The sequence below is a fragment of the Rummeliibacillus sp. POC4 genome, assembly GCF_003576525.1.
Classification (GTDB): Bacteria; Bacillota; Bacilli; order Bacillales_A; family Planococcaceae; genus Rummeliibacillus.
On sequence record NZ_QWUA01000007.1, the window covers coordinates 37,616 to 62,146 of the forward strand.

22 protein-coding genes are annotated in these 24,531 nt (G+C 33.4%); 18 read left to right on the plus strand and 4 right to left on the minus strand.

Going from position 1 to position 24,531, the window contains the following annotated elements:
* The first annotated feature begins 202 nt into the window (after nucleotides 1-202).
* The gene (gene ahpF, locus D1606_RS03820; RefSeq protein WP_119414763.1) at nucleotides 203-1,759 is read left to right on the plus strand and encodes an alkyl hydroperoxide reductase subunit F; all 1,557 of its coding nucleotides are present in this window, start codon (nucleotides 203-205) and stop codon (nucleotides 1,757-1,759) included.
* A 90-nt stretch (nucleotides 1,760-1,849) separates the two neighbouring features.
* Here the strand turns inward: ahpF and D1606_RS19190 are convergent, their stop codons facing one another.
* The gene (locus D1606_RS19190; RefSeq protein WP_255416296.1) at nucleotides 1,850-1,975 is read right to left on the minus strand and encodes a hypothetical protein; all 126 of its coding nucleotides are present in this window, start codon (nucleotides 1,973-1,975) and stop codon (nucleotides 1,850-1,852) included.
* 512 nt (nucleotides 1,976-2,487) lie between these two features.
* Between D1606_RS19190 and D1606_RS03825 the strand changes: the two genes are divergently transcribed.
* Both D1606_RS03825 and D1606_RS03830 read left to right on the plus strand, forming a co-directional pair.
* On the plus strand, nucleotides 2,488-3,282 hold the full coding sequence (locus tag D1606_RS03825; RefSeq protein ID WP_119414686.1) for a TerC family protein: 795 nt from the start codon (nucleotides 2,488-2,490) through the stop codon (nucleotides 3,280-3,282).
* Between the two features lie 231 nt (nucleotides 3,283-3,513).
* A complete protein-coding gene (locus tag D1606_RS03830; protein WP_119414687.1) occupies nucleotides 3,514-4,863 on the plus strand; it encodes a TrkH family potassium uptake protein in 1,350 nt (449 codons plus the stop codon).
* 84 nt (nucleotides 4,864-4,947) lie between these two features.
* Here D1606_RS03830 and D1606_RS03835 read toward each other — a convergent pair whose 3' ends face one another.
* Complete coding sequence (locus D1606_RS03835) at nucleotides 4,948-6,696, minus strand: B12-binding domain-containing radical SAM protein (protein WP_119414688.1); 1,749 nt, start codon at nucleotides 6,694-6,696, stop codon at nucleotides 4,948-4,950.
* A gap of 268 nt (nucleotides 6,697-6,964) precedes the next feature.
* Here D1606_RS03835 and D1606_RS03840 point away from each other — a divergent pair, with 268 nt between their 5' ends.
* Complete coding sequence (locus D1606_RS03840) at nucleotides 6,965-8,434, plus strand: PAS domain-containing sensor histidine kinase (RefSeq protein WP_119414689.1); 1,470 nt, start codon at nucleotides 6,965-6,967, stop codon at nucleotides 8,432-8,434.
* Between the two features lie 80 nt (nucleotides 8,435-8,514).
* Nucleotides 8,515-8,961 carry a MarR family winged helix-turn-helix transcriptional regulator gene (locus D1606_RS03845; RefSeq protein WP_119414690.1) on the plus strand — a complete coding sequence of 149 codons (447 nt, stop codon included), beginning with the start codon at nucleotides 8,515-8,517 and terminating at the stop codon, nucleotides 8,959-8,961.
* 357 nt (nucleotides 8,962-9,318) lie between these two features.
* On the opposite strand, the gene D1606_RS03850 is transcribed toward D1606_RS03845, so the two are convergent.
* Nucleotides 9,319-9,510 carry a YkvS family protein gene (locus D1606_RS03850; protein WP_119414691.1) on the minus strand — a complete coding sequence of 64 codons (192 nt, stop codon included), beginning with the start codon at nucleotides 9,508-9,510 and terminating at the stop codon, nucleotides 9,319-9,321.
* Between the two features lie 260 nt (nucleotides 9,511-9,770).
* On the opposite strand from D1606_RS03850, the gene D1606_RS03855 reads away from it, so the two are divergent.
* The 5 genes from D1606_RS03855 to D1606_RS03875 all read left to right on the plus strand — a co-directional run bounded on the left by D1606_RS03855 (nucleotide 9,771) and on the right by D1606_RS03875 (nucleotide 13,927).
* Entirely contained in the window at nucleotides 9,771-9,959 is a 189-nt protein-coding gene (locus tag D1606_RS03855) for a hypothetical protein (protein WP_119414692.1), read from the plus strand.
* A 91-nt stretch (nucleotides 9,960-10,050) separates the two neighbouring features.
* Entirely contained in the window at nucleotides 10,051-10,230 is a 180-nt protein-coding gene (locus tag D1606_RS03860; RefSeq protein WP_119414693.1) for an aspartyl-phosphate phosphatase Spo0E family protein, read from the plus strand.
* Nucleotides 10,231-10,517: 287 nt separating this feature from the next.
* Nucleotides 10,518-11,378, plus strand: a complete 861-nt coding sequence (locus D1606_RS03865) for an NAD(P)-dependent oxidoreductase (protein ID WP_119414694.1) — start codon at nucleotides 10,518-10,520, stop codon at nucleotides 11,376-11,378.
* Between the two features lie 262 nt (nucleotides 11,379-11,640).
* A complete protein-coding gene (locus D1606_RS03870) occupies nucleotides 11,641-12,951 on the plus strand; it encodes an MFS transporter (protein ID WP_119414695.1) in 1,311 nt (436 codons plus the stop codon).
* Between the two features lie 70 nt (nucleotides 12,952-13,021).
* A complete protein-coding gene (locus D1606_RS03875) occupies nucleotides 13,022-13,927 on the plus strand; it encodes a chemotaxis protein (RefSeq protein WP_119414696.1) in 906 nt (301 codons plus the stop codon).
* A 67-nt stretch (nucleotides 13,928-13,994) separates the two neighbouring features.
* On the opposite strand, the gene D1606_RS03880 is transcribed toward D1606_RS03875, so the two are convergent.
* Nucleotides 13,995-14,465 (minus strand): YkyB family protein, encoded by a 471-nt coding sequence (locus tag D1606_RS03880; protein ID WP_119414697.1) that lies wholly within the window; start codon nucleotides 14,463-14,465, stop codon nucleotides 13,995-13,997.
* A gap of 144 nt (nucleotides 14,466-14,609) precedes the next feature.
* Here D1606_RS03880 and D1606_RS03885 point away from each other — a divergent pair, with 144 nt between their 5' ends.
* From D1606_RS03885 to D1606_RS03920, 8 genes are all read left to right on the plus strand, one after another.
* On the plus strand, nucleotides 14,610-16,148 hold the full coding sequence (locus tag D1606_RS03885; RefSeq protein WP_119414698.1) for a Ppx/GppA family phosphatase: 1,539 nt from the start codon (nucleotides 14,610-14,612) through the stop codon (nucleotides 16,146-16,148).
* Nucleotides 16,149-16,151: 3 nt separating this feature from the next.
* Entirely contained in the window at nucleotides 16,152-18,263 is a 2,112-nt protein-coding gene (locus D1606_RS03890; protein ID WP_119414699.1) for an RNA degradosome polyphosphate kinase, read from the plus strand.
* A gap of 237 nt (nucleotides 18,264-18,500) precedes the next feature.
* Nucleotides 18,501-20,498, plus strand: coding sequence for a GGDEF domain-containing phosphodiesterase (locus D1606_RS03895; protein ID WP_119414700.1), 1,998 nt, complete (start codon nucleotides 18,501-18,503; stop codon nucleotides 20,496-20,498).
* A 200-nt stretch (nucleotides 20,499-20,698) separates the two neighbouring features.
* Complete coding sequence (locus D1606_RS03900) at nucleotides 20,699-20,935, plus strand: short-chain dehydrogenase (RefSeq protein ID WP_119414701.1); 237 nt, start codon at nucleotides 20,699-20,701, stop codon at nucleotides 20,933-20,935.
* Nucleotides 20,936-21,081: 146 nt separating this feature from the next.
* A complete protein-coding gene (gene cbpB / locus D1606_RS03905) occupies nucleotides 21,082-21,525 on the plus strand; it encodes a cyclic-di-AMP-binding protein CbpB (protein WP_119414702.1) in 444 nt (147 codons plus the stop codon).
* A 127-nt stretch (nucleotides 21,526-21,652) separates the two neighbouring features.
* Nucleotides 21,653-22,549 (plus strand): transcriptional regulator CcpC, encoded by an 897-nt coding sequence (locus D1606_RS03910; RefSeq protein WP_119414703.1) that lies wholly within the window; start codon nucleotides 21,653-21,655, stop codon nucleotides 22,547-22,549.
* Between the two features lie 62 nt (nucleotides 22,550-22,611).
* Nucleotides 22,612-23,325 (plus strand): 2,3,4,5-tetrahydropyridine-2,6-dicarboxylate N-acetyltransferase, encoded by a 714-nt coding sequence (gene dapD / locus D1606_RS03915; RefSeq protein WP_119414704.1) that lies wholly within the window; start codon nucleotides 22,612-22,614, stop codon nucleotides 23,323-23,325.
* A gap of 14 nt (nucleotides 23,326-23,339) precedes the next feature.
* Nucleotides 23,340-24,464, plus strand: coding sequence for an N-acetyldiaminopimelate deacetylase (locus D1606_RS03920; RefSeq protein ID WP_119414705.1), 1,125 nt, complete (start codon nucleotides 23,340-23,342; stop codon nucleotides 24,462-24,464).
* Nucleotides 24,465-24,531: the final 67 nt, after the last annotated feature.

Genomic DNA, 24,531 nt, shown 5'->3' on the forward strand with positions numbered 1-24,531 from the left:
GCGGCAAATACTAAGGCTTCTTTAAGTATTTGTCGCTCTATTTATAAGAGGATGAAAATAGACACATGGTTCTCTGTGTAATCAGAAAATAGAGGTGAGAAAGTTGTCGTTTCGAGAATAAATTATGTGTGACTTGTATGTTTGCATTGATGGTAGGTTGCAAAACAGGTACGAGCACAACGATTTGAACGACAATATGATCATGGCATTAGATGCGAATATTAAAGGTCAATTAAAACAGTTACTTGCACTTCTAGAGAGCGATTTAGTATTAAAGGTGAGTGCAGGGGATGATAAAGTTTCAAAGCAAATGCTAGAACTTGTTAACGAGCTTGCTGAATTATCATCTCGTATTACTATTGAACATGTACAATTAGAGCGCACACCAAGCTTTAGCGTCAATAAGGCTGGTTCTGCGGAATCGGGAGTTGTATTCGCGGGTGTACCACTTGGACATGAATTTAATTCACTCGTTTTAGCTCTTTTACAAGTTTCAGGTCGTGCTCCAAAAGTGGAAGATTCAACAATCAAACGTATTCAAGCTATTACAAAGCCTGTTCATTTTGAAACATATGTCAGCCTTACATGCCATAACTGTCCAGATGTTGTTCAAGCTTTGAATATTATGTCAGTGTTAAATCCAAATATATCACACACAATGATTGAGGGCGGCGCATTTCAATCTGAAGTACAGGAAAAAGATATTATGGGTGTTCCAACTGTTTATGCAGACGGTGACTTTTTCGAAAGTGGTCGTATGTCACTTGAAGAAATTTTAAATAAATTAGGTGCAACATCTGACCCAACTGAATTTAATGAGAAAGAACCATTTGATGTTCTAGTTGTTGGTGGAGGTCCTGCTGGAGCAAGCGCAGCTGTTTATGCGGCACGTAAAGGGATTCGCACAGGCCTTGTAGCAGAACGTTTTGGTGGTCAAGTAAATGATACTTTAGCCATCGAAAATATTATTGGCATTAAAGAAACAGAAGGTCCTGCTTTTGTAGCAAGTTTAGAGGCACATGTAGCCACTTATCCTGTTGAAATCATGAAAGACCAACGTGTAGCAAAAATATCAAAAGGCGATTTAGTAGAGGTAACATTAGAAAATGGTGGCGTCCTAAAAAGTAAAACAGTGATCCTTTCAACAGGTGCTCGTTATCGTCAACTAGGTGTACCAGGAGAACAAGAATTCAAGACAAAAGGTGTAGCATATTGTCCACACTGTGATGGGCCATTATTTAAAGGAAAAGATGTGGCAGTTGTTGGTGGAGGTAACTCTGGCGTTGAAGCAGCTATCGATTTAGCTGGTATTGTGAATCATGTAACATTATTACAACGTAGTCCAGAGCTTAAGGCTGACTCTGTTTTACAAGAAAGACTACGTAGTTTACCAAATGTAACGATTTTAACTAATGCTTTAACAAAGGAAATTACAGGTGATAAAACGGTAAATGGTTTAACTTATGTTGACCGTCAAACAAATGAGGAACATCACATTGCATTAGATGGTGTGTTCATTCAAATCGGTCTATTACCTAATACAGAATTTTTACAAGGTACTTTAGAACTTAATAAAATGAATGAAATTATTGTAGATGCACACGGCGCAACAAATATGCCAGGTGTTTTTGCGGCTGGAGACTGCACGGATACAGTTTATAAACAAATTGTCATCTCCATTGGCTCTGGTGCTACTGCCGCACTTGGTGCTGCCGACTATTTAATTCGTTCCAATGTTAAAGAGCTAGCGCAAGCTTAGTCTCTTTTAATGATAAAAAATGCCCTCCAGAGTGTTGATCTCTGTTGAGGGCATTTTTGTTTTTTCTTTAAAGTAGACAATTAAAGATTTTTAGTAATTTGTATAAGATAAAATGGCATTTTCTAAGCCTTCGATTTTTGCTATTGCTGCTTCTCTATTAGTGTACTCAAACATACAAATGTCGTTGATATTATTAAAAATAGTAACTACCCACATATTTCATTTCTCCTTTTTATTTACTGTGTATTAAAACAATAATTATTTCCCCTGTTTTTCACCAATCTGTTATATAACATGTTTTATGATTCTTATTCTACTAGGATTTCTATAAATGGCAAGCCCTTTTTTATACTTTCACAGTTTGTTCACAACATTTTATTGAGGAATCAAACAAATTCTTATAGTCATACAATGGAAGTCTAAACAACAAATACTTGGCAAAGTGCGTTAGTGAATAGGCTAACTGACAGGATTCTTTCTAATCATTGGACAAATAATTTAGTTTACTTTTAGATCATAATTAGATATACTAGTTTTACAAACAAATACACTTTTGACGTTATTGTCAAAGGGGAGTAGCTATAGGGAAACCTACCTCATAGTCGTCATTACATGACTTAATTGTCATCGGGTATGAGAGCAAATTATTACTTTAACAATTGCTAAGCGAGACCTTTGCCTTTTAGAGGCAGAGGTCTTTTATTTTTTGTTGAAAAGGAGGAAATTGGATGGAATCGATTATTTTGGAATATAGTTGGGTGCTTTTAGTACTCATTATTTTGGAGGGGTTACTAGCTGCAGATAACGCTGTAGTTATGGCTGTTATGGTTAAACATTTACCAAAAGTACAACAGAAAAAAGCGTTATTTTACGGTTTACTAGGTGCTTTTGTTTTGCGGTTTGCAGCATTGTTTTTAATCACTTTTTTAGTTAACTGGTGGTGGGTACAGGCACTGGGAGCAGCCTATTTACTATTTATTAGTTTTAAACATATTTATGATATGCGTAAACACAAAGATGGGGAAGAACAGCACGGGAAAGAGAAAAAAACATCAGGTTTTTGGACAACGGTTGTTAAAGTAGAACTGGCAGATTTAGCTTTTGCAATTGATTCTATGTTAGCTGCAGTTGCACTAGCTGTAACATTGCCGGAATTAGGAAGTATTCATATAGGTGGTATTAATGGCGGTCAGTTTGCTGTCATGTTCTTAGGCGGTATTATTGGTTTAATCATTATGCGTTTTGCTGCACAATGGTTTGTTCGCTTATTACAATCTTACCCTTCTCTTGAAACTGCAGCGTTTCTTATAGTTGGTTGGGTTGGTGTTAAACTAACGGTGATGACATTGGCACATCCGAAAGTTGGTTTTTTAGATGAGCATTTCCCACACTCAGCTCTTTGGAAAAGCATCTTCTGGAGTATTCTAGTGTTATTAGCACTAGGCGGTTACTTTACTAGTGTTCGGAACAAGAAAAAGGAGAAGAAAGAAGAGCTTCAGGAAGTCACAAAAATCGAGAAATAAATCTATTTTTGTCCATGTAGGAAATACCTTACAAGTTATTATATTTAAAATATATCTCCAAGACATCCTATTCTGAAATACAAGGGTAGGATGTTTTTATGGAAAATAGGGTAAATTATATGTAAGAGATATACGACGAAATATGACAAATATTATAACTCTCTTTCTTTTTTGTTGATTTTTCAATACAATAGTTTGTATGTTGGTTTCTAGAGTGAAAGGATCGATATTATGGGTACAGCTAAAGATTTAAATAAGCGTTCAACGCCATTCCAAGCGATCGTTTCTTACTATTTCATCGCTATTGCTATTTCTTTTATCCTTCTTATATTACCAGGTGTTCATCAAGAAGGTGTGCACGTATCTCTATTAGATAGCCTGTTTACAGCTGTAAGTGCAGTAAGTGTTACAGGGTTAACAGTTGTTGATATATCAGATACCTATTCTGTATTTGGAATTGTTATGTTGTCTTTAATCATGCAACTTGGAGCAATAGGGATTATGTCACTAGGTACCTTTACATGGCTCTTGTTTGGGAAAAAAATAGGACTTCGTGAAAGACAATTAATCATGGTAGATCACAACCAATACAATCTTTCAGGTGTTGTACATTTAATCAAAGAAATTATAAAAATTTTACTAACAATTGAAATAGTAGGTGCAATGATTTTAACTTTGTACTTTACACAATATTTTGGAACGTTTAAAGAAGCGCTCTACAATGGAGTGTTTGCAGCAATATCAGCAACGACTAATGGTGGATTTGATATTACAGGAAACTCCTTAAAGCCGTTTCGACATGACTATTTTGTCCAACTAATTAATATGATTATGATTGCGTTAGGGGCCATAGGGTTTCCGGTATTAATCGAAGTGAAAAATTTTTTATCAAATAAAAACAGACATTTTAAATTTTCACTGTTTACAAAAATAACTACTGCAACTTATGCGATATTATTTGTAATCGGTTTTTTAGTTATTTTATTATTAGAGTCATTTCATGCGTTTAAAGGAATGAGTTGGCATGAAGCGTTATTTACAGCAATGTTCCATTCTGTTTCAGCCCGCTCAGCAGGGCTTACAACAATCGATGTGACTGATTTTAACGAGGCAACAGACATATTTTTAAGTGCTCTAATGTTTATCGGGGCATCACCTAGTTCTGTAGGTGGTGGTATTCGTACAACTACCTTTGCTATTGCTATTCTATTTTTGATTAACTTTGCGAGAAATAAGCAGGATATTCAAATTTTCCATCGTGAGATTCATGTGATTGATGTTTTTCGATCTTATGTAGTCATTATTTTGTCAACTTTCTTAGTAGTTTTAGCTACAATGATTTTATCGTTATCAGAGCCACATGCAACATTAATGCAAATTCTTTTTGAAATTACATCTGCATTTGGTACTTGTGGGATGTCTCTTGGGCTAACAGAGCATCTATCAGGGATTGGAAAAGTTGTCATGATGATTTTAATGTTTGTTGGAAGGGTCGGCATTATTTCCTTCTTATACTTCATCGGTGGTAAACCTGAAAAAACGAATTTCCACTATCCAAAAGAACGAGTTATTATTGGATAAAGAAGAGGAAAACTTTTAGTTTAAAACTAAGAGTTTTCCTCTTTTGCATTTTACGGCTAGTTCATTTCTAAAGATTTTAGAGCATTATTCAAACTTAGCTGCTTCGATTGTAGCAAAGTAGGGTGAACCATTTTTACGGAAGAAAGTGAGTAAATATCCTTTTTGCTTTTTAATTGTCCCTTTTTGATATGCTTCATAATCAATATTAAATGGAGTTAGAAGCGTGTGTTTGTATAAATCCTTTTCGCTGAGATTCATTTCGGCAAATTGTTCTCCAGCAATTTCTGGATTTTCTCGTAATGCTTTAAAAATTTGTTTCGAATTATCCTCAAGTACTCGATGTTGCCACCAAATTTTACGAGGTTGGAATTGTTGAGCCTTCAAATAATCAAGCTGCATCAAATTTGTGACGATATCAATAGGTGCATTACCACGTTGTTCTAAAAAGTCCAGCAATCGGGTGAACAAATCTTCTAGCTGATGTCCAATACGAGACCACCCTTTTTCATCCCAATATGTTCCGAACTCTTGGAAAAAGTCAAATGCAGTATCAAATACATCGGTAACTAAAAATTCAATCGTTCCATTCATACGATGATCATTCCAATACTTTTCTAAAATATCCTCCGTTTGTTTAATATGAAGGATATCCTCAAAGGATAGTACATTGTTAGAAAAAATTTCGTATGGTGCCATATCGACATACTGGTAACCGTATTGTTTTGCTTGTAAACGAAGACCAGTACCACGTAATAATTTTAAAAAGCCTAACTGAAGTTCTTCAGGTCTCATTGCAAATACATCGTTAAATGTTTTGCGGAAACTCATATAATCTTCTTCAGGTAATCCAGCGATCAAATCAAGGTGCTGATCGATTTTTCCACCTTCTTTTACCATATTCACAGTTCGTGATAATTTGGCAAAATTTTGTCTACGCTTTACTAAATCATTTGTTAAATCATTTGTCGACTGGATCCCAATTTCAAAGCGGAATAGACCTTTTGGTGCGTTCTCATTTAAAAACTGAATAACTTCAGGTCTCATAATATCAGCTGTAATTTCAAATTGAAATACTACTCCTGGCTTATGTTCATCTATTAAAAATTGGAACATCTCCATCGCATAACTTCTACTTATATTAAAAGTACGGTCGACAAATTTCACTGTTCTGACGCCGTGTTCCATTAGGTAGCGTATATCATCTTTAATCTTTTCGCGATTAAAGTAACGTACTCCTACTTCGATGGAAGATAAACAAAATTGGCAATTAAATGGGCAACCGCGACTTGTTTCAATATAAGCAATACGTTTTGGAATATGATGTACATCTTCTTCGAAACGGAAAGGACTTGGCAAATTACGCAAATCTATTTTAGGTGCAGCTGGATGAATAATGACTTTTTCATCGCGCATATATGCAATCCCGGGTACTTCCTCAAGTGGTAGTTTACCGTGGAAATAGTGAAGTAATTGCTTAAATGATAATTCACCTTCGCCCATAATGATGTAATCAATTTCTTTTATTCTTTGAAGCCAGTCATGTACATCGTAGGATACCTCTGGACCCCCTAGTACAATTTTCGTGTTAGGACTTACTTTTTTAATCATATGGATAATACGTACGGTTTCCTCAATATTCCAAATATAACAACTAAATCCGATAATATCTGGCTTTTTTTGATAAAGGTCTGATACGATATTGAAAGTGGGATCTTTAATCGTATATTCAGCTAAAACAGCGTCATATTCAGGCTGGGCGTAAGATTTTAAATATCTTATAGCAAGATTTGTATGGATATATTTGGCGTTTAATGTTGCAAGTACAATGTTCATGAAAATGAAGCTCCTATCAAAAAAGTTATTGTGGTAATATATTGAATATTTTACATCAAACTATTAGAATAATAGATAAGATACAATTTAAATATACAATAAGTAAAAATTCCTATTCTAAATAAAGGAAAGTTGTGGAATAATCTGAATATTAGAACAAATATATATACAGACATTATTATTATAATGAAGTTAAAAAGATTGTCATAGTTTTTGGACAAGATTCATATTATGTTGATTAAAAAAGAAGGGCTTGGTGATTATCTAAATGACTAGGGAAATTTTTCAAGCTTTTGATTTTTCGTTTGAAGATTGTGAAGAACCAATCGTAATTTTGGATCATAGATATCATGTACTGTATGCAAATGACTTAGCTTTAAATCTATTACAAATCGAAGAAGATGTTAATATAACTAGTTGGTTTAGTATAGAATCCCTTAAAACATGGAAAAAGATGATTGAAAATGCTAAAACTCATTCGTATATAGCTGAGAAAATGACAATTGATACGATTTACTACAAAATTGAGGATATGAAAGTAACTAGCTACTATTCAGATGTATACGATTGGATTTTACTCTGCTTTCATTATTCAGAAGCACCTTCTAAAATTGAAAAACATTATGATATCGAAACAAAATATAAACGAGTATTTGATCAACCTGGAAACGGCTTTATCTTAACAGATAAAGAAGGTAAAATCATAGAAATAAATGAAATGGCTGAAAGACTTCTTAACATAACGAGTAAAGGATTTATAGGACAATACGCAAAGATACTTCTAACATTATTTCCAAAGGATAGAAATAAAATTCGACGCTTTTTCAAGAAATTATTTGATACTGGGAAAGCTGAAGTGACCATTCAGGTACCAACAAAAGAAGGCATTCGCTATGTCCAACTAATGAGCAATTATGATTGTTTAGCAGATATTCACCTTACCATTTTACGTGATGAAACTGAGAAGAAAATGATGATTAAGCAAATAGAACATCAGCAAACACTCCAAATGATTGGTGAGATGGCAGCAAGTATCGCACACGAGATTAAGAATCCGATGACTTCGCTAAAAGGTTTTACAGATTTGATGAAAATGACTGCAACTGATGAAAATAAACGCTATTTGTCTGTTATTGACAGTGAAATTCAAAGAATCGAAAACATTGTAAATGAATTTCTAAACCTTTCTAAGCCTGGAGACTATGAAATGAATGTTATTTCCATTAGAGAACTGCTTAAGGAAACAATAGAGTTAATGCAGCCTCAAGCATTAATCCATAATATTCGTATAGAGTTTGAAGAAAGTAACTTAGGTGAAGATCATATCTTAGGAAACAAACATAAGATGAAACAAGTATTTATTAATTTACTAAAAAATGCAATAGAAGTAATGCCTACTGGAGGGAGTATTAAGATTAATTGTAGCTATGATTATCAAAACCAAGTAACAATCACTGTTCAAGATGAAGGAACTGGAATGTCTGAGCAACAATTGCAAAATATTTTCATGCCATTTTACACAACAAAACCAGAGGGTACGGGTTTAGGGTTACCATTTGTTGTAAAGACGGTAGAGGAACATAATGGGGAAATTTTCGTGACAAGTAAAGAAAGAGAAGGAACAACTTTTGAAATCGTATTTCCTGTTGTGGTTAAAAATGAAAAAAGCCAAGTAGCTGAAGAAAAAATGAGTTTTAGCAATTTACAAGTTCAGAAAAATCTCTATTATCCAGTTTGAGGAATGCTTCTTTGACAAAGCTTCTGATGTATCGCTATAATTATTTTTAATTAACATAAAGAATATAGAGGATGAATATTATGGCAACAGAAGAAGTGAAACAATCATTAAAATTGTTTATTGTTCTTTCAAGAGCAAATAAGGCAATTCATGAATGTACGAATCAATTCTTCCAAGAAAATGGCTTAAACCCAACTGAATTTGCAGTATTGGAATTACTTTACCATAAAGGTCGACAACCACTTCAAAAAATTGGTAGCAAAATATTGTTGGCAAGTGGTTCTATTACATATGTAATAGATAAATTGGAGAAACGTGGATACTTAGCTCGGATATCTTGTCCATCTGATCGTCGTATTACATATGCAGAGATTACAGATGAAGGTAGCAAATTTATGGACGAGCTTTTTCCAAGACACGAACAGCAGTTGTATAACTTAACGAGTGCTTTATCTCCCGAAGAAAAGGATCAAGCAATCGAATTATTAAAAAAACTCGGATTATCCATTAAGGATTTATCGTATTAAAATGAAAGTGAGTGATGAAGATAAAATCATCACTCGTTTTTTATTGAGCTATAAAAGTAATTATATGGTTTCCATGAAAATGTTAACTAAGAGGAATTAAGTTTAAAATTCTTTTAAGTGGTAATAATAGGAATAATAAGGTATTATATTTCTTAGTCCACAAATAAAAAATATAAAAATTGCAATACGATAATGAATTTTAGATTTTTTTCGTTAGTTTATAACGGAGTATGTAGAATCCACCAAAAAAAGCTACCTATTAGTTTAACAGGTAGCATACTGGTTTTTGCTATAAATAATCTCTACGAATTTAATCGAGCTGATGATGAGATAGTATGTATGACGTAGATTTTTTCGCTATTTTTCGGCAGCGTTTGCTAAAATTTTATAGCGTTTATGATTTACTACAGTTCTTTCTTCCATGTCGAATTGGTTAAAATTCTCCATGTAAGTAAGATTAACAATTACTGAGTTTTCATTAACTTTTTCAACGATTCCTTGAAGACCATCACCAAATTCAATGATATTTCCAACTTCAGCTATTTTCATAAAATTCAGCCCCTTTCATTTTCTAATACTTTACAGTTTGCCTTAAATTTGTTCAACAGTAAAGTAATATATGTATAGAAGATGAATTTTATTTTTGAAATTGAATTTTATATGAATGATTGTTCTTTATTTTAAACATTTATGGTTAAACAGATAAATATCCATACGTAAATCAGGATAAAAAGGATAAAATGGCTGAATGAAAAGGGGAATAATATAAGCACAGTAAAAATAAACAAAGGAAAAAGGAAGTCTTTACTATGAATGATTATAAAAATAAACTTGAAGAGCTTAAAAACGGTACAATTCAAGAAATTAGAGTTGATAAACATGAATTTTATGAGCTTAGAGAAGAACTTGTTAAAAGAGAGGATTTCAAACACTTTAGAGGAATTGCTCATCAAAATGGCAATATTGTTTATGTATATTTAAAAGAAGCAAGAAGTTAACATGTCGAATAATGTCGGAAATTTCATATCCGAAAAAGTGGAAATAATAGTATAATAATGAACATGAATTTTACTGAAAGGAGGATGGTGTATGTCTGAATCCATCTTAAAAAAGTTGGAAAAAACAAGAGAGAAAATGATTCGCTCTGGAATTGAGAACGGTTTTTCAAATGTTGAAACCATCCGCTTAAGTAAAAAGCTAGATCAATTATTAAATGATTATCAAATGCAAAATAATAAAAAATTTAATGATTATACTATAAAAAATTGATGTGATAAAACATTGAACCGTTCTAACCATAAAACTAGATATTTATTTCTTTAAATTAAGGTATAAATATTTTAAAGGGTGGAATAGTACTAAAGAACACAGTAACAATCTCATTTCCCCCTTTCTAAAGCAGATACAGACTGTATCTGCTCTTTTTTTGCCATATAACAAAAATTTTGCTAAAAAGTCATGATATAATATGAATGTTGTTAGGGAATTTTTAAAGGAAACACTTTTAAAAATCAGAAAATTCTTTTTATAGTATCTATATCATTGGAGGGTTCTTTATGTCATCAATTGGTTTTATCGGTACAGGTGTGATGGGTGCTAGCATTGTTAAGCATTTATTAGCCGCAGGTCATGAGGTACATATATATTCTCGTACAAAGGCAAAAGCAGAGTCTTTAATCCAGTTAGGTGCAAAATGGTTTAGCACAGCAGGAGAAGCAGCGAAAGAATCAGAAGTGATTTTTACTATGGTCGGATATCCACAAGATGTAGAAGATGTATATTTTGGAGATCAAGGTATTTTCGCTATGGCTAAGCCTGGAGCAATTGTTATTGATATGACGACTTCACAACCAACATTAGCGATAAAAATTGCAGATCATGCAAAATCTTTGCAAATAGATGCCCTTGATGCGCCAGTCTCTGGAGGGGATATCGGAGCTCAAAACGGTACGCTATCAATCATGGTAGGGGGAGAAAAAAGCGTATTTGAAAAAGTAATTCCTTTACTTGAGGTATTTGGAAATAATATCGTATATCAAGGACAAGCAGGAGCAGGACAACATACTAAAATGTGCAACCAAATTGCTATTGCAACGAATATGATAGGGGTTTGTGAAGCCATAGCATATGGAAAGAAAGCTGGATTAGATATAGATACCATGTTAGAATCCATATCTGCAGGTGCTGCAGGATCATGGTCATTAAGTAATTTAGCACCACGGATGGTAAAGGGAGATTTAGAACCTGGATTTTATATAAAGCATTTTATAAAAGACATGCGTATTGCCTTAGAGGAAGCTGAAATAATGAAACTTGAGCTACCTGGGCTTGCATTAGCAAAAAAAATGTATGATGAATTATCTGCTAGAGGTTATGACAATAATGGCACGCAAGCTTTAATTGACTTTTACAAGTAATTTGGAGCAGTGTGAAAGCGTCACCTTAGTAGAGAACAATTACTAGAAGAATACTTAAAACAAAGCCACGAAAATTTTACTTATCGTAAAAACTTTTGTGGCTTTTTATTTTTTAAATAGATTTTGTTCTATAGATTATAGAAAAAATAAAGAAATAGAATTGTGAAATTCAGTTGTGTAAAACATTGTTAAGAATATGGATGAAATAGGATTTTTCATCTATAGATGGAATATTATAAATGTGAGAGAAGGAGGAAAGAAGATGAATCAATTTCGATCACAAAATTCGCGTAGTACGATTGCGATGTTTTTATCGTTACCTATTTTGTCATGGGCGTTTTATGATTTTGCAAACACCATTTTCTCTTCGAATATTAATACAATTTTTTTCCCTTTTTACATGGATGAAACACTTGGTACTGATGAAGTAAAGCAACAAGTTGCTAGTACTTTTATATCCTATGCGAATGCCATCGCAAGCTTTTTCTTAGTAATCTTCTCACCGCTATTTGGAGTTTGGATTGACCGTACAGGTAAGAAAAAGAAATTTATCGTTTTATTTGCCTCCATTTCAATCCTTTTCACCTTTTTGATGGGGGTTTTTAGTTTCATAAATTTAGGATTATCGAAGGATGGCATTCCTATTACTTTATTTTTAGTAGTTGTTAGTTTTGTAATCGCTAAATTCTTTTTCAACTCTAGTCTAGTATTTTATGATGCTATGATGCCCGATTTAGGAACAAAAGAGGAAATGCCTTTAATCTCTGGATTTGGAGTAGGAATTGGCTATTTAGGGACGTTATTCGGACTACTTATTTACCTTTATGTTGGTGACTCTCAGTTTCACAATGCGTTTATACCAACAGCCGTTTTATATTTGCTTTTTTCTTTGCCTATTTTTTTCTTCAATAAAGACCATCCAATTGCTAAAAGTGAAAGAAAAAGTGGTTCATTTTTCGAGGGCTACAGAGAAATTATTGCAACGTTCAAAGATATGAAGCAATATAAAGCGATATTTACTTTCATGATTGCTTATTTTTTTATAAATGATGCTATTGCTACAACCATTGCTATGATGGCTATTTATGCAACAGCAATAGTCGGATTTACATCTAGTGAGTTTATACTACTATACTTAGTGTCTACAGTTTCATCAATAATAGGATCTTTTCTATTTGGTTATATAACGAAAAGAATTGGAGCTAAACCTGCTGTTACTTGGGTATCGCTCTTGATGATCGTGGCATTAAGCATTGCTGTACTAGCACTAGAGCCATGGATGTTCTGGATTGCTGGAAGTTTGTTTGGTATTTCTTTAGGCTCAATGTGGGTTACTTCCAGAACATTAATCATAGAATTATCGCCAAAAGATAAACAAGGACAATTCTTTGGGCTGTTTGCTTTTTCAGGAAAAGTGTCCTCTATTATCGGACCAGCTATTTATGGGACTGTGACTTTATTACTAAAGGATTACGGGACGATTGCAAGTAGGATTGCACTGGCTACTTTAATCGTTATGACAATAATCGGATTGATATTCCATACAAGAGTTCGGACGAATGTCACGAATTGATATATGACCAATCATTCAATTATGATACAATTAAAGTAATAAAGTAGTAGTTTTTCAGGAGGGTAAATGAATGAGTGAGAATAAGGGGATTTTACTAGAGAGTGGAACAAACGAACTTGAAATTGTTGAATTTGAAGTTGGTTCAAATAAATTTGGAATTAATGTTATTAAAGTAAAAGAAATTATCCAACCAATACCTGTAACGTTCATTCCTCATGCACACCCACATGTAGAAGGTATTATACAATTACGTGGTGAAGTATTGCCAGTTGTGGATATGAAGAAAGTTTTGGGATTAGTGAATACAGCCTACAGCGAGCAACAAAAATATATTGTTGCAGAATTTAATAGACAACGTGTTGTTTTTCATGTAGATAATGTTACTCAAATTCATAGATTCTCATGGGACCAAATTGAAAAACCAACAGAAATCTATCAAGGCGGTAATTCACAAGTGATTGGTGTCATTAAACGAGATGACTTCATGTTATTGTTGTTAGATTTTGAGAAAATTATGGTTGATATTAATCCTGATTCAGGTATAAATATAGCATCTGTAAAGAAACTGGGGAAAAGAGAGCGCTCAGAAAAGAAAATTATTATTGCAGAAGATTCACCGCTCTTACGTAAATTACTGCATGATACAATGCATGAAGCTGGATATGTAAATGTTGAGTTTTTTGAAAATGGGAAAGATGCATTGGATTATCTATTGAGTATTGCCGATAAAACAGATAATATCAGCGATTACGTACAGTTGATGGTGACAGATATTGAAATGCCACAAATGGATGGACATCACTTAACAAGACAAGTAAAATCAAATCCAATCTTAAAAAAATTACCAATCATTATTTTCTCAAGCCTAATTACAGATGATTTACGCCATAAAGGTGAAGAAGTCGGTGCTGAAGATCAAATAAGTAAACCAGAGATTGCGGAGTTAATACTAAAAGTGGATGAATATATTCTATAATAAGTTATAAGTGAAAAACCGGATATCAGCATTTAGCGGATTCCGGTTTTTCTGTAATAACATTACATTAATGCCCGTAAAAATAACTGTTTTTTTTAAATCTTTCGTGTTTCCTTTTTTCTTCGTAAATTTTTCTAGGTGTTAGTCTAGATTTATTTGTTGATTGTTCAGAACATTCTAAATCTAAATAATCCTTTAATATGCTCTTAGCTAAATTGAGACTCATCTTCCTACGAGGGTTTCTATATGTGTCATCAAGATGTCCTAAGTGTGGTAGTTTTTTAAAGTCTTCTTTTTTCGGTAATGTGTGGAAATAATAATCAGCACATTTTATCACTACAGCGGATTGTTGTTGACTATAACGTGGATTTTTTACAAAATGCAGCCCTAACTTTTTGGCATGACCAGTATGAATCATTTTCTCTAGAGCTAGGCGTTTTAATGTGTAAAGTGGTTGATTGTCGAGAGCGGTTTTTGCATGTTTATTTACCGTATAAATAGCAGTAGCAATTTCGATATCTTTATGCTGATTACTCATAGAAAACCTACCTTTCTTTTATAAGAAAATAATAAGTAATATTGAATGTGGGAAGATTCTGACCATTCAATCTATAATATACTATGATACCAATATTACACCACGATGTATATAGAGAGTGTTGAAAACAAAGGATGTGATTTAGTGAAAAATGATCAAATAGCTGTTATTGATATTGGTTCAAATACAATTAGACTAGTTTTGTACAAGTATGATGTAAAGCGTGGATTAAAAGAAATCGAAAATATTAAAGTTGTTGCTCGATTAAGAAACTATTTATTGGCCAATGGTCAATTATCTAATGATGGTATCGAAAAGTTACTAAATGTTCTAGATACATTTAAAATGATGTTACATGACTATGGTATAACCAATGTTCTAGCAACTGCAACAGCTGCGGTTCGCCAAGCTACAAATGGACCTCATATACTTATGAAGATAAAAAAGGAGATTGGCATTGATATTAGGTTATTGTCTGAAGAACGGGAAGCTTTCTATGGTTACTTAGCTGTTGTGTATTCGTTATCAACACCATCTGCAGTTACGATCGATATGGGGGGAGGGAGTACGGAGGTTACGCTTTATAAAGATAAAGAGCTTATGTATTCGTATAGTTTTCCCTTTGGTTCTGTATCGTTAAAACAGCAGTTTATGAAAGACGATACATTATCAAGTGAGGAACGAAATAGCATTTACCAGTTTGCAAAAGAACAGTTTTCTTCTTTAAAGTGGTTACAAGTGCTTAGTCTACCTGTTATTGGAATTGGTGGAAGCGCACGTAATATGGCTAAAATAGACCAACATAAAAAGGGCTATCCTATTTCTGGTATTCATCAATATAAAATGAAAAAAGAGGATTTTGATGAGATTCGAGTGAAAATTGCTGGACTAAGTTACGAAGAGTTAAAACAACTTGATGGTTTATCAAGTGATCGAGCGGATATCATTGCGCCGGTACTAGAAGTTTTTCAAGCATTGATGGATGTTGTAGAAAGTCCAATTTTTCAGTTTAGCCGTAAAGGTCTTAGAGAAGGTCTAGTAATCGAAAAAATAATAAAGGAGAACCCGAAAGCTTTTGACAAACATCATGTTTCAGAATACAATGTGAAATTTTTGGCGGAAGAATTTGGAAAGTCTAAAGAAAACAATGAATATTTTACGTCACTTTGCGAAAAAGTATATCAAGAATTTTGCCGATTTAGTATTTTACAGTTTTCAAATGAAAGCTTGGCGATGTTGAAACAAGCTGCAAAATTATTTTATCTAGGGGAATATATTGAAGCAGATTCAGCGAGCCAACATACATTTTATTTACTGTCTAATCGTTCAATTGATGGTTTAAATCATAAAGATCGGATACGTTTAGCGTTATTAGCTTCATATAAAAACAAAGAGGACTTTAGAAGATATGCTGCTCCATTCTTGTCGTGGTTTACAAAAGATGAGTTAAAGCAAATTCAAGGACTAGGGTCCCTACTGAAGTTCGTCTATGCACTAAATGCATCTAAACGGAAAATTGTAAAGGACGTAGTTATTAGGCGAAATGCACAAATAATTGATGTATTCATCTATACAAAAGGAAGTGCATTAGCAGAAATCTATAAAGTAAACCGGCAGAAAAAACATATTGATAAACTTTTTATAGAGGATGTTAACTTACATTTTATTGAAGGGGAAGGTTAAGGTATGGAAGCTACAAAAATAGATTATACAGAAATTGCAAAACCACAATATTATAATAACCGTGAGCTTAGCTGGCTGGCGTTCAATGAGCGAGTTCTTCAAGAAGCAGAGGATACAAATAATCCATTATTAGAGCGATTAAAATTTTTAGCTATTTTTAGTTCTAATTTAGATGAATTCTTTATGGTTAGAGTAGCTGGATTGCAAGATCAAGTTAGAGCTGGTTTTCATAAACCAGAAAATAAGTCAGGGCTTACGCCTAAAGAACAATTGGCTCGAATTTTAGAACGTACACAAGCATTAGTTGCTCGTCAAACAGAAGTATATAAAGATTTGGTATTAAAGCAACTTCCTAAAGAAAAAGTATACTTACAGAAAAAAGAGAAACTAAATAAAGAACAAGAATCGTTTTTGAATGAATACTTTGAAGAGATTATCTTTCCTGTATTAACACCTGTAGCAGTAGATGCATATCGACCTTTTCCAACATTACTAAGTAAAACGATGAATCTAATCGTGCAGTTAGAGCATGAAGTAGCTGAACCTGAATTTCGAGAAAAAATAGCAGTCGTACAAGTACCATCTGTATTAGAACGCTTTATCCAGCTTCCTACTGCCAAAGATGAAATTCGTGGAGTTCTATTAGAAGATGTAATTATTTCAAATATCGATAAACTATTTTTGGGATATAAAGTGAAATCTGTTCAGTCTTTTCGGTTGACAAGAAATGCAGATTTAACAATTCATGAAGAAGGGGCACGGGACCTTCTTGTTGAAATTGAAAAAGAGTTAAAAAAGAGAAAATGGGGGGCTGTTAGCCGAATCGAAGTCCGTTCAGGCGAGATGAATCAAGATGTTTTACAATATTTGTTGAAAGTTTTAGAAGATTGGGAAGCAGATGTTTATAGTGTAGATTGCCCTTTAGATTTAACATTCTTATTCTCTTTTTGTAAGGCAATCAGTGAAGGAAGAGAGTATTTAGAGTATGAGAGCTTTATCCCACAAGCGCCATTAGATTTGCAATCCGACGAGAATCTATTTGAAAAGGCATTGACACAAGATTTGTTTTTCCATCATCCATATGAGTCATTTGCGCCAATTGTCGACTTTGTAACAGAAGCTTCTGTTGACCCAACAGTTCTTGCGATTAAACAAACTTTATATAGAGTGAGTGGAAACTCACCTGTTATCCAAGCCTTGAAGCAAGCAGCTGAAAATGGTAAACAAGTGACTGTTTTAGTTGAGCTGAAAGCAAGATTTGATGAAGAAAATAATGTACATTGGGCGAAAGAATTAGAACAAGCAGGTTGTTTAGTGATTTACGGGATGCATAATTTAAAAACTCATTCTAAAATTACGCTAGTCGTTCGAAAACGCCAAGGTAGGATTGAACGATTTGTCCATTTAGGAACGGGAAATTATAATGATGCAACGGCAAAAGTCTATACGGATATGGGGATTATCACCACAAATAAAAAAATTGGTATTGACGCAACGAACTTCTTTAACTATTTAAGTGGGTATACAGAAAAACCAAATTTCCATCATCTTGTTGTATCTCCATTCGATATTAGAAGTGAGTTTATCAAGTTAATAGATGAAGAGATTTTATGCCATAAAAAGTTTGGCAAAGGACATATTCGCGCGAAGATGAATTCTTTAACCGATAAAGAGTTAATCATGAAATTGTATGAAGCTTCAATTGCCGGCGTCCGTATTGAGTTGGTTATTCGTGGCATTTGTTGTTTAAGACCAGGAATACCGGGCATTAGTGAAAATATTACGGTCATCAGTATAGTTGGTAGATTTTTGGAACATTCGCGAATTTACTGGTTCCATCATAATGGAGAAAATCGTTTATATCTATCCTCTGCTGATATGATGACAAGGAACATGATTAAACGTGTTGAGATTCTATTTCCGATTTTTGATACAGAGATAAAAAAACGTATTATGAAGATATTAGAAACTGAATTAGAGGATAATGTAAAAGCTCGTGTACAAGGGGCAGATGGCGTATATCGATATAAGGAAAAGAAAAAATCTGATGCTAGGATTAATAGCCAAGAGATTTTCTTGAAAGAGGCTTTCCATGGGTTAGTTGATGAGGAATAGAGCTAGTGGCGTCTACCTATTGGCATGATTTCTAGTTAGCCTTTATTAATAAGAAGATCTGTTTTAGTGGGTTCTAAGTTATAATTATTATAAATAAGGTCTTAATACCTAAAATTAGCGAGTGCTTTTTAGGTTATTTATATTAAAAGATTAAAAAATAAGTCTAATTTTTATATGAATTCTCATTGAAATCGATTATCATAGGAATATAGTTTATGTTTTCATTGGAGGCATGACATGAAAGGGACAACTTTAGACCTTACGACTTTGCATAATATGGCTAATTATTATAGTGAGTTAGATACAAATGCATTTAGTTTCGTAATTCATCGCATGGCAGATACATATTCTGTTGTTTTTGTGAATGATAGATGTAAAAAGCAGTTTGGAAATCTTCAAAAAGAACATCAAATTGCAAAGGATTATTTACCAAAAGATATTTGGTTACCATTAAAGACATTGCTAGAAAATACACAAAGCAATATCGTAACAAAACAACTTGGAGAAAATTATAAAATCACATTATTAGTAGTTCATGAAGAAAAAAATTCTTACTATTTTTGTGCCTTAAATAATACAAAACAAGCCTCACCTTCTGTATTGTTTGAACATAATTTAGATCCAATTATTACGATTGAGGCTAATGGTACTATTATCAATGCTAATCATATAGCGAACGGAAAATTTGGTTACAAAAGTTCTAACATAAATGGTAAGTCCTTTTATGAATTCATCTCGGTATTTTCAAAAGAAACTGTGCAAAAGTTCATTAAAAATACGGTAAAGTTGCAAAAGCCAATTGAACTAGCGGAATGTGGTTTTAAAACAATCGATGGGAAAACATTAAATATATTCGCTAAGAGTATTCCGATAATCGAACAACAACAAGTAAGCAAAATATTGTTAATATTACGAGATATCACACCTTATAGCTTGGAAAATTCATGTGTTACGTATCTAACTTATCATGACCAATTAACTGGGGTATGGAATAAGAAAGCACTAACCAAGCATTTTCAAGATTTTGTAGAAACAGCTAAGCAAAGAAAAAATAAAGTAGCAATCATGTCCATTGATCTGGAACGTTTTAAGAAGATTAATGAGACGTATGGATCTGCTATTGGAGATGCTATTTTATGTGAAGTGGTCAATCGTATCTCTAGATTAACTAGTGAGTCTAGATATTTATATAGATTAAACGGTGATAATTTTATTTTTGTTATTCAAAACGCTACGAAAGAAGAGATAAAATCTTATGCAATCCAAATCATTAATATTTTAAAGGAGCAGTTTATAGTAGAGGACTTAGAATTATCTATATCAGCATCTATAGGTATTGCGACTTTTCCAAATGATGGAGGAAATATTGATGAACTAATAAGAAAATCAAACCAAGCACAACTCTACGTAAAAGAAAAATTGCGCTCAGGATTTGATTTTTACCATAGTGATATGGAAGAGCAATTTCGAAATACGGCCCTCATGGAAGCACATTTACGTAGAGCAATTGAGAAACAAGAGCTAGAAGTATATTACCAGCCGCAAATTGAATTGGAAACTGGTAAAATTACAAGTTGTGAGGCATTACTTCGGTGGAAAAATCCAAAATTTGGATTTGTTTCTCCTGGACAGTTTATACCGATAGCCGAAGACTCGGGTCTCATAATTGAAATTGGTGATTGGGTAATAGAACAAGCTTGTAAACAGTTAAAAGAATGGAAACTTTGTGGCATTTCCAATATAAGAATAGCTGTCAATATTTCACCTAAACAATTCAGAGAAGCTAAGTTATCTTCTAAAATTTTCCAATATTTAAGTGAATATGATGTTAATCCTAAAATGTTGGAGCTTGAAATTACCGAAAGCTCGATGACAGATGCCGAAGATACTATGATCATATTAAAGCAGCTAAAAAGCATGGGGCTTATTATTTCAATTGATGACTTTGGTACAGGCTACTCTTCGTTAAGTTACATAAAAAGATATCCAATAGACATTATTAAAATTGATCAATCGTTTATAAGAGATATGGATAATGATGAAAAAGATAGAGCAATAGCCAAGACAATTATTCACTTGGCACATAGTCTTGGGTTAGATGTCATTGCAGAAGGTGTGGAAAAAGAAGAACATGTTGGATTCTTAAAGGATCAACAATGCAAAAAGGCACAAGGCTTTTTATTTAGTAAACCAGTTCCAATCGATCAATTGATGAAAAACATACCGTTATCCTAACTTATATATGAATTTAAAGACGATTTAAAGCTAATGAAATGGCTTTAGCCGTCTTTATTTTTTTTATTGTATTAACTCACCTTGATTATTTGGAGGAAAAACTTTGATAGTTTTTAAATGTGCAATAATACAATATTTTTCATGAATAAAGTGGAATATAAAGTGGAATAATAAGCACTAAAAAAGAGAGAAGGTTTTCTATGGGTGTATGGACTTGGCCATTAATATTTGTTGTGATACTGATTAGTGCGATTTCTTTTATATGGACGTTAAAAATTGCAAAAAATCAAGGAGCACAAAGTGGACCTTATGATGAATCGTATTCGGAAACTGTAGAAAATAACCCAACAATGTTAAACCCCATTATTTGGTGTTATATTATTTCTGGTATTTTTATGGGGATTGTCATTATATATTATATTCTGCTCTATAGATAAGAATTGCGCTCATAGCATGGCAACTTTTTTAGAAATACGAAAAATGTAAATGCTTTCACGTACAGTATTGGAAATCTTTGAATACTATATGGTAAGATGAAATTGTAGTTTTGTTCGATTTTGAACAAGTGAAGGAGTAGAATACTATGATTTCTATGACTAGTAAAGATTTCCTTGAAACACCTATAGCAGATTTAATCATTTCTTCTGAAAAAGTTGCGCATGTCCAATTAGGAAATAGTGCAGAACACGCATTGCTTGTACTGACCAAAACAGGGTACTCATCCATCCCAGTACTTGATGCACAATACCGTCTACATGGTTTACTTAGTATACGCATGATTACAGAATCTATATTAGGGCTCGATCATATCGAATTTGAAAAACTAAACGAAATAAAAGTAAATGACATTATGGACACGAAAGTGGCGACATTAAATATTCATGATAAATTCCAAAAGGCTTTAGATCTTGTTATTAACCATGCGTTCTTATGTGTAATTGATGATGAAGGAAAATTCGTAGGTATTATGACGAGACGTGTAATTTTAAAGCAATTAAAAAAACATATTTATCAAGTAAATAATTAAATATGAAAATTAAGAAAAGGTCCTTATCAGGGCCTTTTCTTTTTGCTTTTAAGATATTTGGATTGAAAATTCATCAAATCTGTATGAAGATAAGTATAACTGGTTTTATGAAAAGGAGGTTCTTTGAATGACAACAACAGAAGCTCAGATCATCAAAGTGCTTTCTGAAGAAGGGAATATGCGAAAAGCTGCTGAACGATTATTCTTGTCCCAGCCAGCCTTATCCCAACGTTTACAATCCATTGAAAAAGATTGGAGTGCTCAACTTTTTATACGTTCACAAAAAGGATTGACACCAACACCAGCCGGTGAACTAGTTATTCAATACGCTATTGAAATAATTACAAAAAAAGAAGAAATTTATGAAAACATTCAATCATTAAATTCAAAGGTGCATGGTACATTGAAAATCGCTTGTGCATCTATTGTTGGCCATACGTGGTTACCAAAAGTATTAAAGGATTTTGTGACACAATATCCAGATGCCAAAATATCTCTTATAACTGGATGGAGTTCAGAAATTGTAAAATCACTTTACGATGGAGAAGCACATGTTGGGATTGTACGTGGCCACACAGATTGGAAAGGTGCCAAACAGCATCTTTTTCGAGATACATTATATTTAGTAGATACGGAAATAAATTCGATAGAGGATGTATATAAGACAGAAAGACCCTTTATCCAATTTAAGAGTGATTCGAATTATTATCAAGAAATTCAACAATGGTGGCAAAGACATTTTCCGTCCAATCCTCGTCACCAAATCACTGTAGATCAAATTGAAACTTGTAAACAAATGGCGCTGAATGGAATAGGGTACGCTATTTTACCATCCATTACATTAAGCGGAAAAGAAGAGGTCAATAAGATACCATTAACAAATAATGAAGAAGAATTTGAGTTAACCCGTGACACATGGCTAATTGGTTATGAGTCTTCATTTGAACTTAGACAAGTAGCAGCATTTGTAGAGCTTGTGAAAAAACATGCAGAATGTTTGTATGATTATTCAAAAAATAAATGAAATATTCTTGCTTTTCGTGTACAATAAGGGCATATTTTCAAATTTATAGGGGGAATTGTCGAATGCAAAAATTAAACGCGCAAGAAATTATTTCGTATTTAGCAAATGCTAAAAAAGCAACACCTGTAAAAGTCTATATAAAGGGTGAGAATGTTTCATCTTTAGCATTTGGAGAAAATAGTAAGGTTTTTGGTGAAGGCAATTCTATTGTAGTATTTGGTGAATGGGCTGAAGTACAACAAACTTTAGAAGCAAATAAGAATATTATTGAAGATTATGTAGTTGAAAATGATCGCCGCAATTCTGCTGTACCAACTTTAGATTTAAAGGGAATTAATGCACGTATTGAACCAGGTGCAATTATTCGTGACCAAGTAACGATTGGTAATAATGTTGTTATTATGATGGGAAGCGTCATTAATATCGGTGCTGAAATTGGTGATCGTTCAATGATTGATATGAATGCAGTATTAGGCGGTCGTGCTACAGTAGGTAAAGATTGTCACATTGGGGCAGGTGCTGTACTTGCAGGTGTGATTGAGCCACCTAGTGCAGATCCAGTAATAGTAGAAGACAATGTAATGATTGGTGCCAATGCAGTTGTATTAGAAGGCTGCAGAATTGGAGAAGGTGCTGTTGTTGCAGCTGGTGCGATTGTGACAAAAGACGTCCCTCCATATACTGTAGTAGTAGGTGCACCTGCAAAAGTTATTAAAGAAATCGATGAAAAAACAAAATCTAAAACAGAAATTATGCAAGATCTTCGTCAATTATAAGAGGGGTTGTTACGATGAAGTCTTTATTGGAAATCAGAAGGGATTTACATAGAATTCCGGAAATAGGCTTTCAAGAAAAAAAGACACATAGATATTTGCTCAATATAATTGAACAATTGTGGAAGCCATATTTTAAGATTGATACATGGAAAACAGGTATCATTGTTACAATTACGGGGAAAAATCCACAACTTAAAATAGGTTGGCGTACGGATATCGATGCATTGCCTATTAAAGAAAATACCGGATTACCGTATGAATCTGAGCATCCTGGTTTTATGCATGCATGTGGTCATGATTTTCATATGACAATTGCACTTGGATTAGTAGAAGCCTTTTCGAAAGAACAACCAGAAAATACGATTATCATCTATTTTCAACCAGCAGAAGAGGGACCAGGTGGGGCAAAACCAATGCTAGAGTGGATGCAGAAAGAACGTCCAGATTTAGTTCCTAACTATATTTTTGCAATGCATATTGCACCAGAATATCCAGTTGGTACGGTTGCTACACGTCCAGGAATGCTTTTTGCAAATACATCTGAATTATTCATCAATCTTCAAGGAGTTGGTGGTCATGCTGCATATCCTCACCATACAAAGGATATGTCGGTTGCAGCCGCAAATTTAATGTTGCAACTCCAAACGATTGTTAGTCGTAACTTAAACCCGCTAGATAGTGGAGTTATTACAATTGGCAAAATGACTTCAGGATATGTCCAAAATGTAATCGCAGAAAATGCAAGATTAGAGGGCACAATTCGTACAATGTCCGCAGACTCAATGTCGCTTATTAAGAAGAGAATAGAAGCGTTATGTAAAGCAACTGAAATTGCTTTCGAATGTAAAGTAGAAATTGACTATGGCTCTTCGTATTATCAAGTATATAACCAAGAACAATGTGCTAAAGCTCTATTAGCATGCGCTGAAGAAACTGAAGGAGTCGTACCTTATGAATGTCCACCTGCAATGACTGGTGAAGATTTTGGTTTCTTCTTAAAAGATATTCCAGGTGCCATGTTCTGGGGCGGTGCCAATACAGAATATGGATTACATCATGCTTCCATTCAACCTGATGAAGATTTGATCGAAGTAAATGTACGATTTGTTGAACGTTTTTTACGATATTATGGTATATAAAATTTAAAATAGTAAGAGCTGAAGGATGACCTTCAGCTCTTTTATTTTGTAGAAAAATGTAATTTAT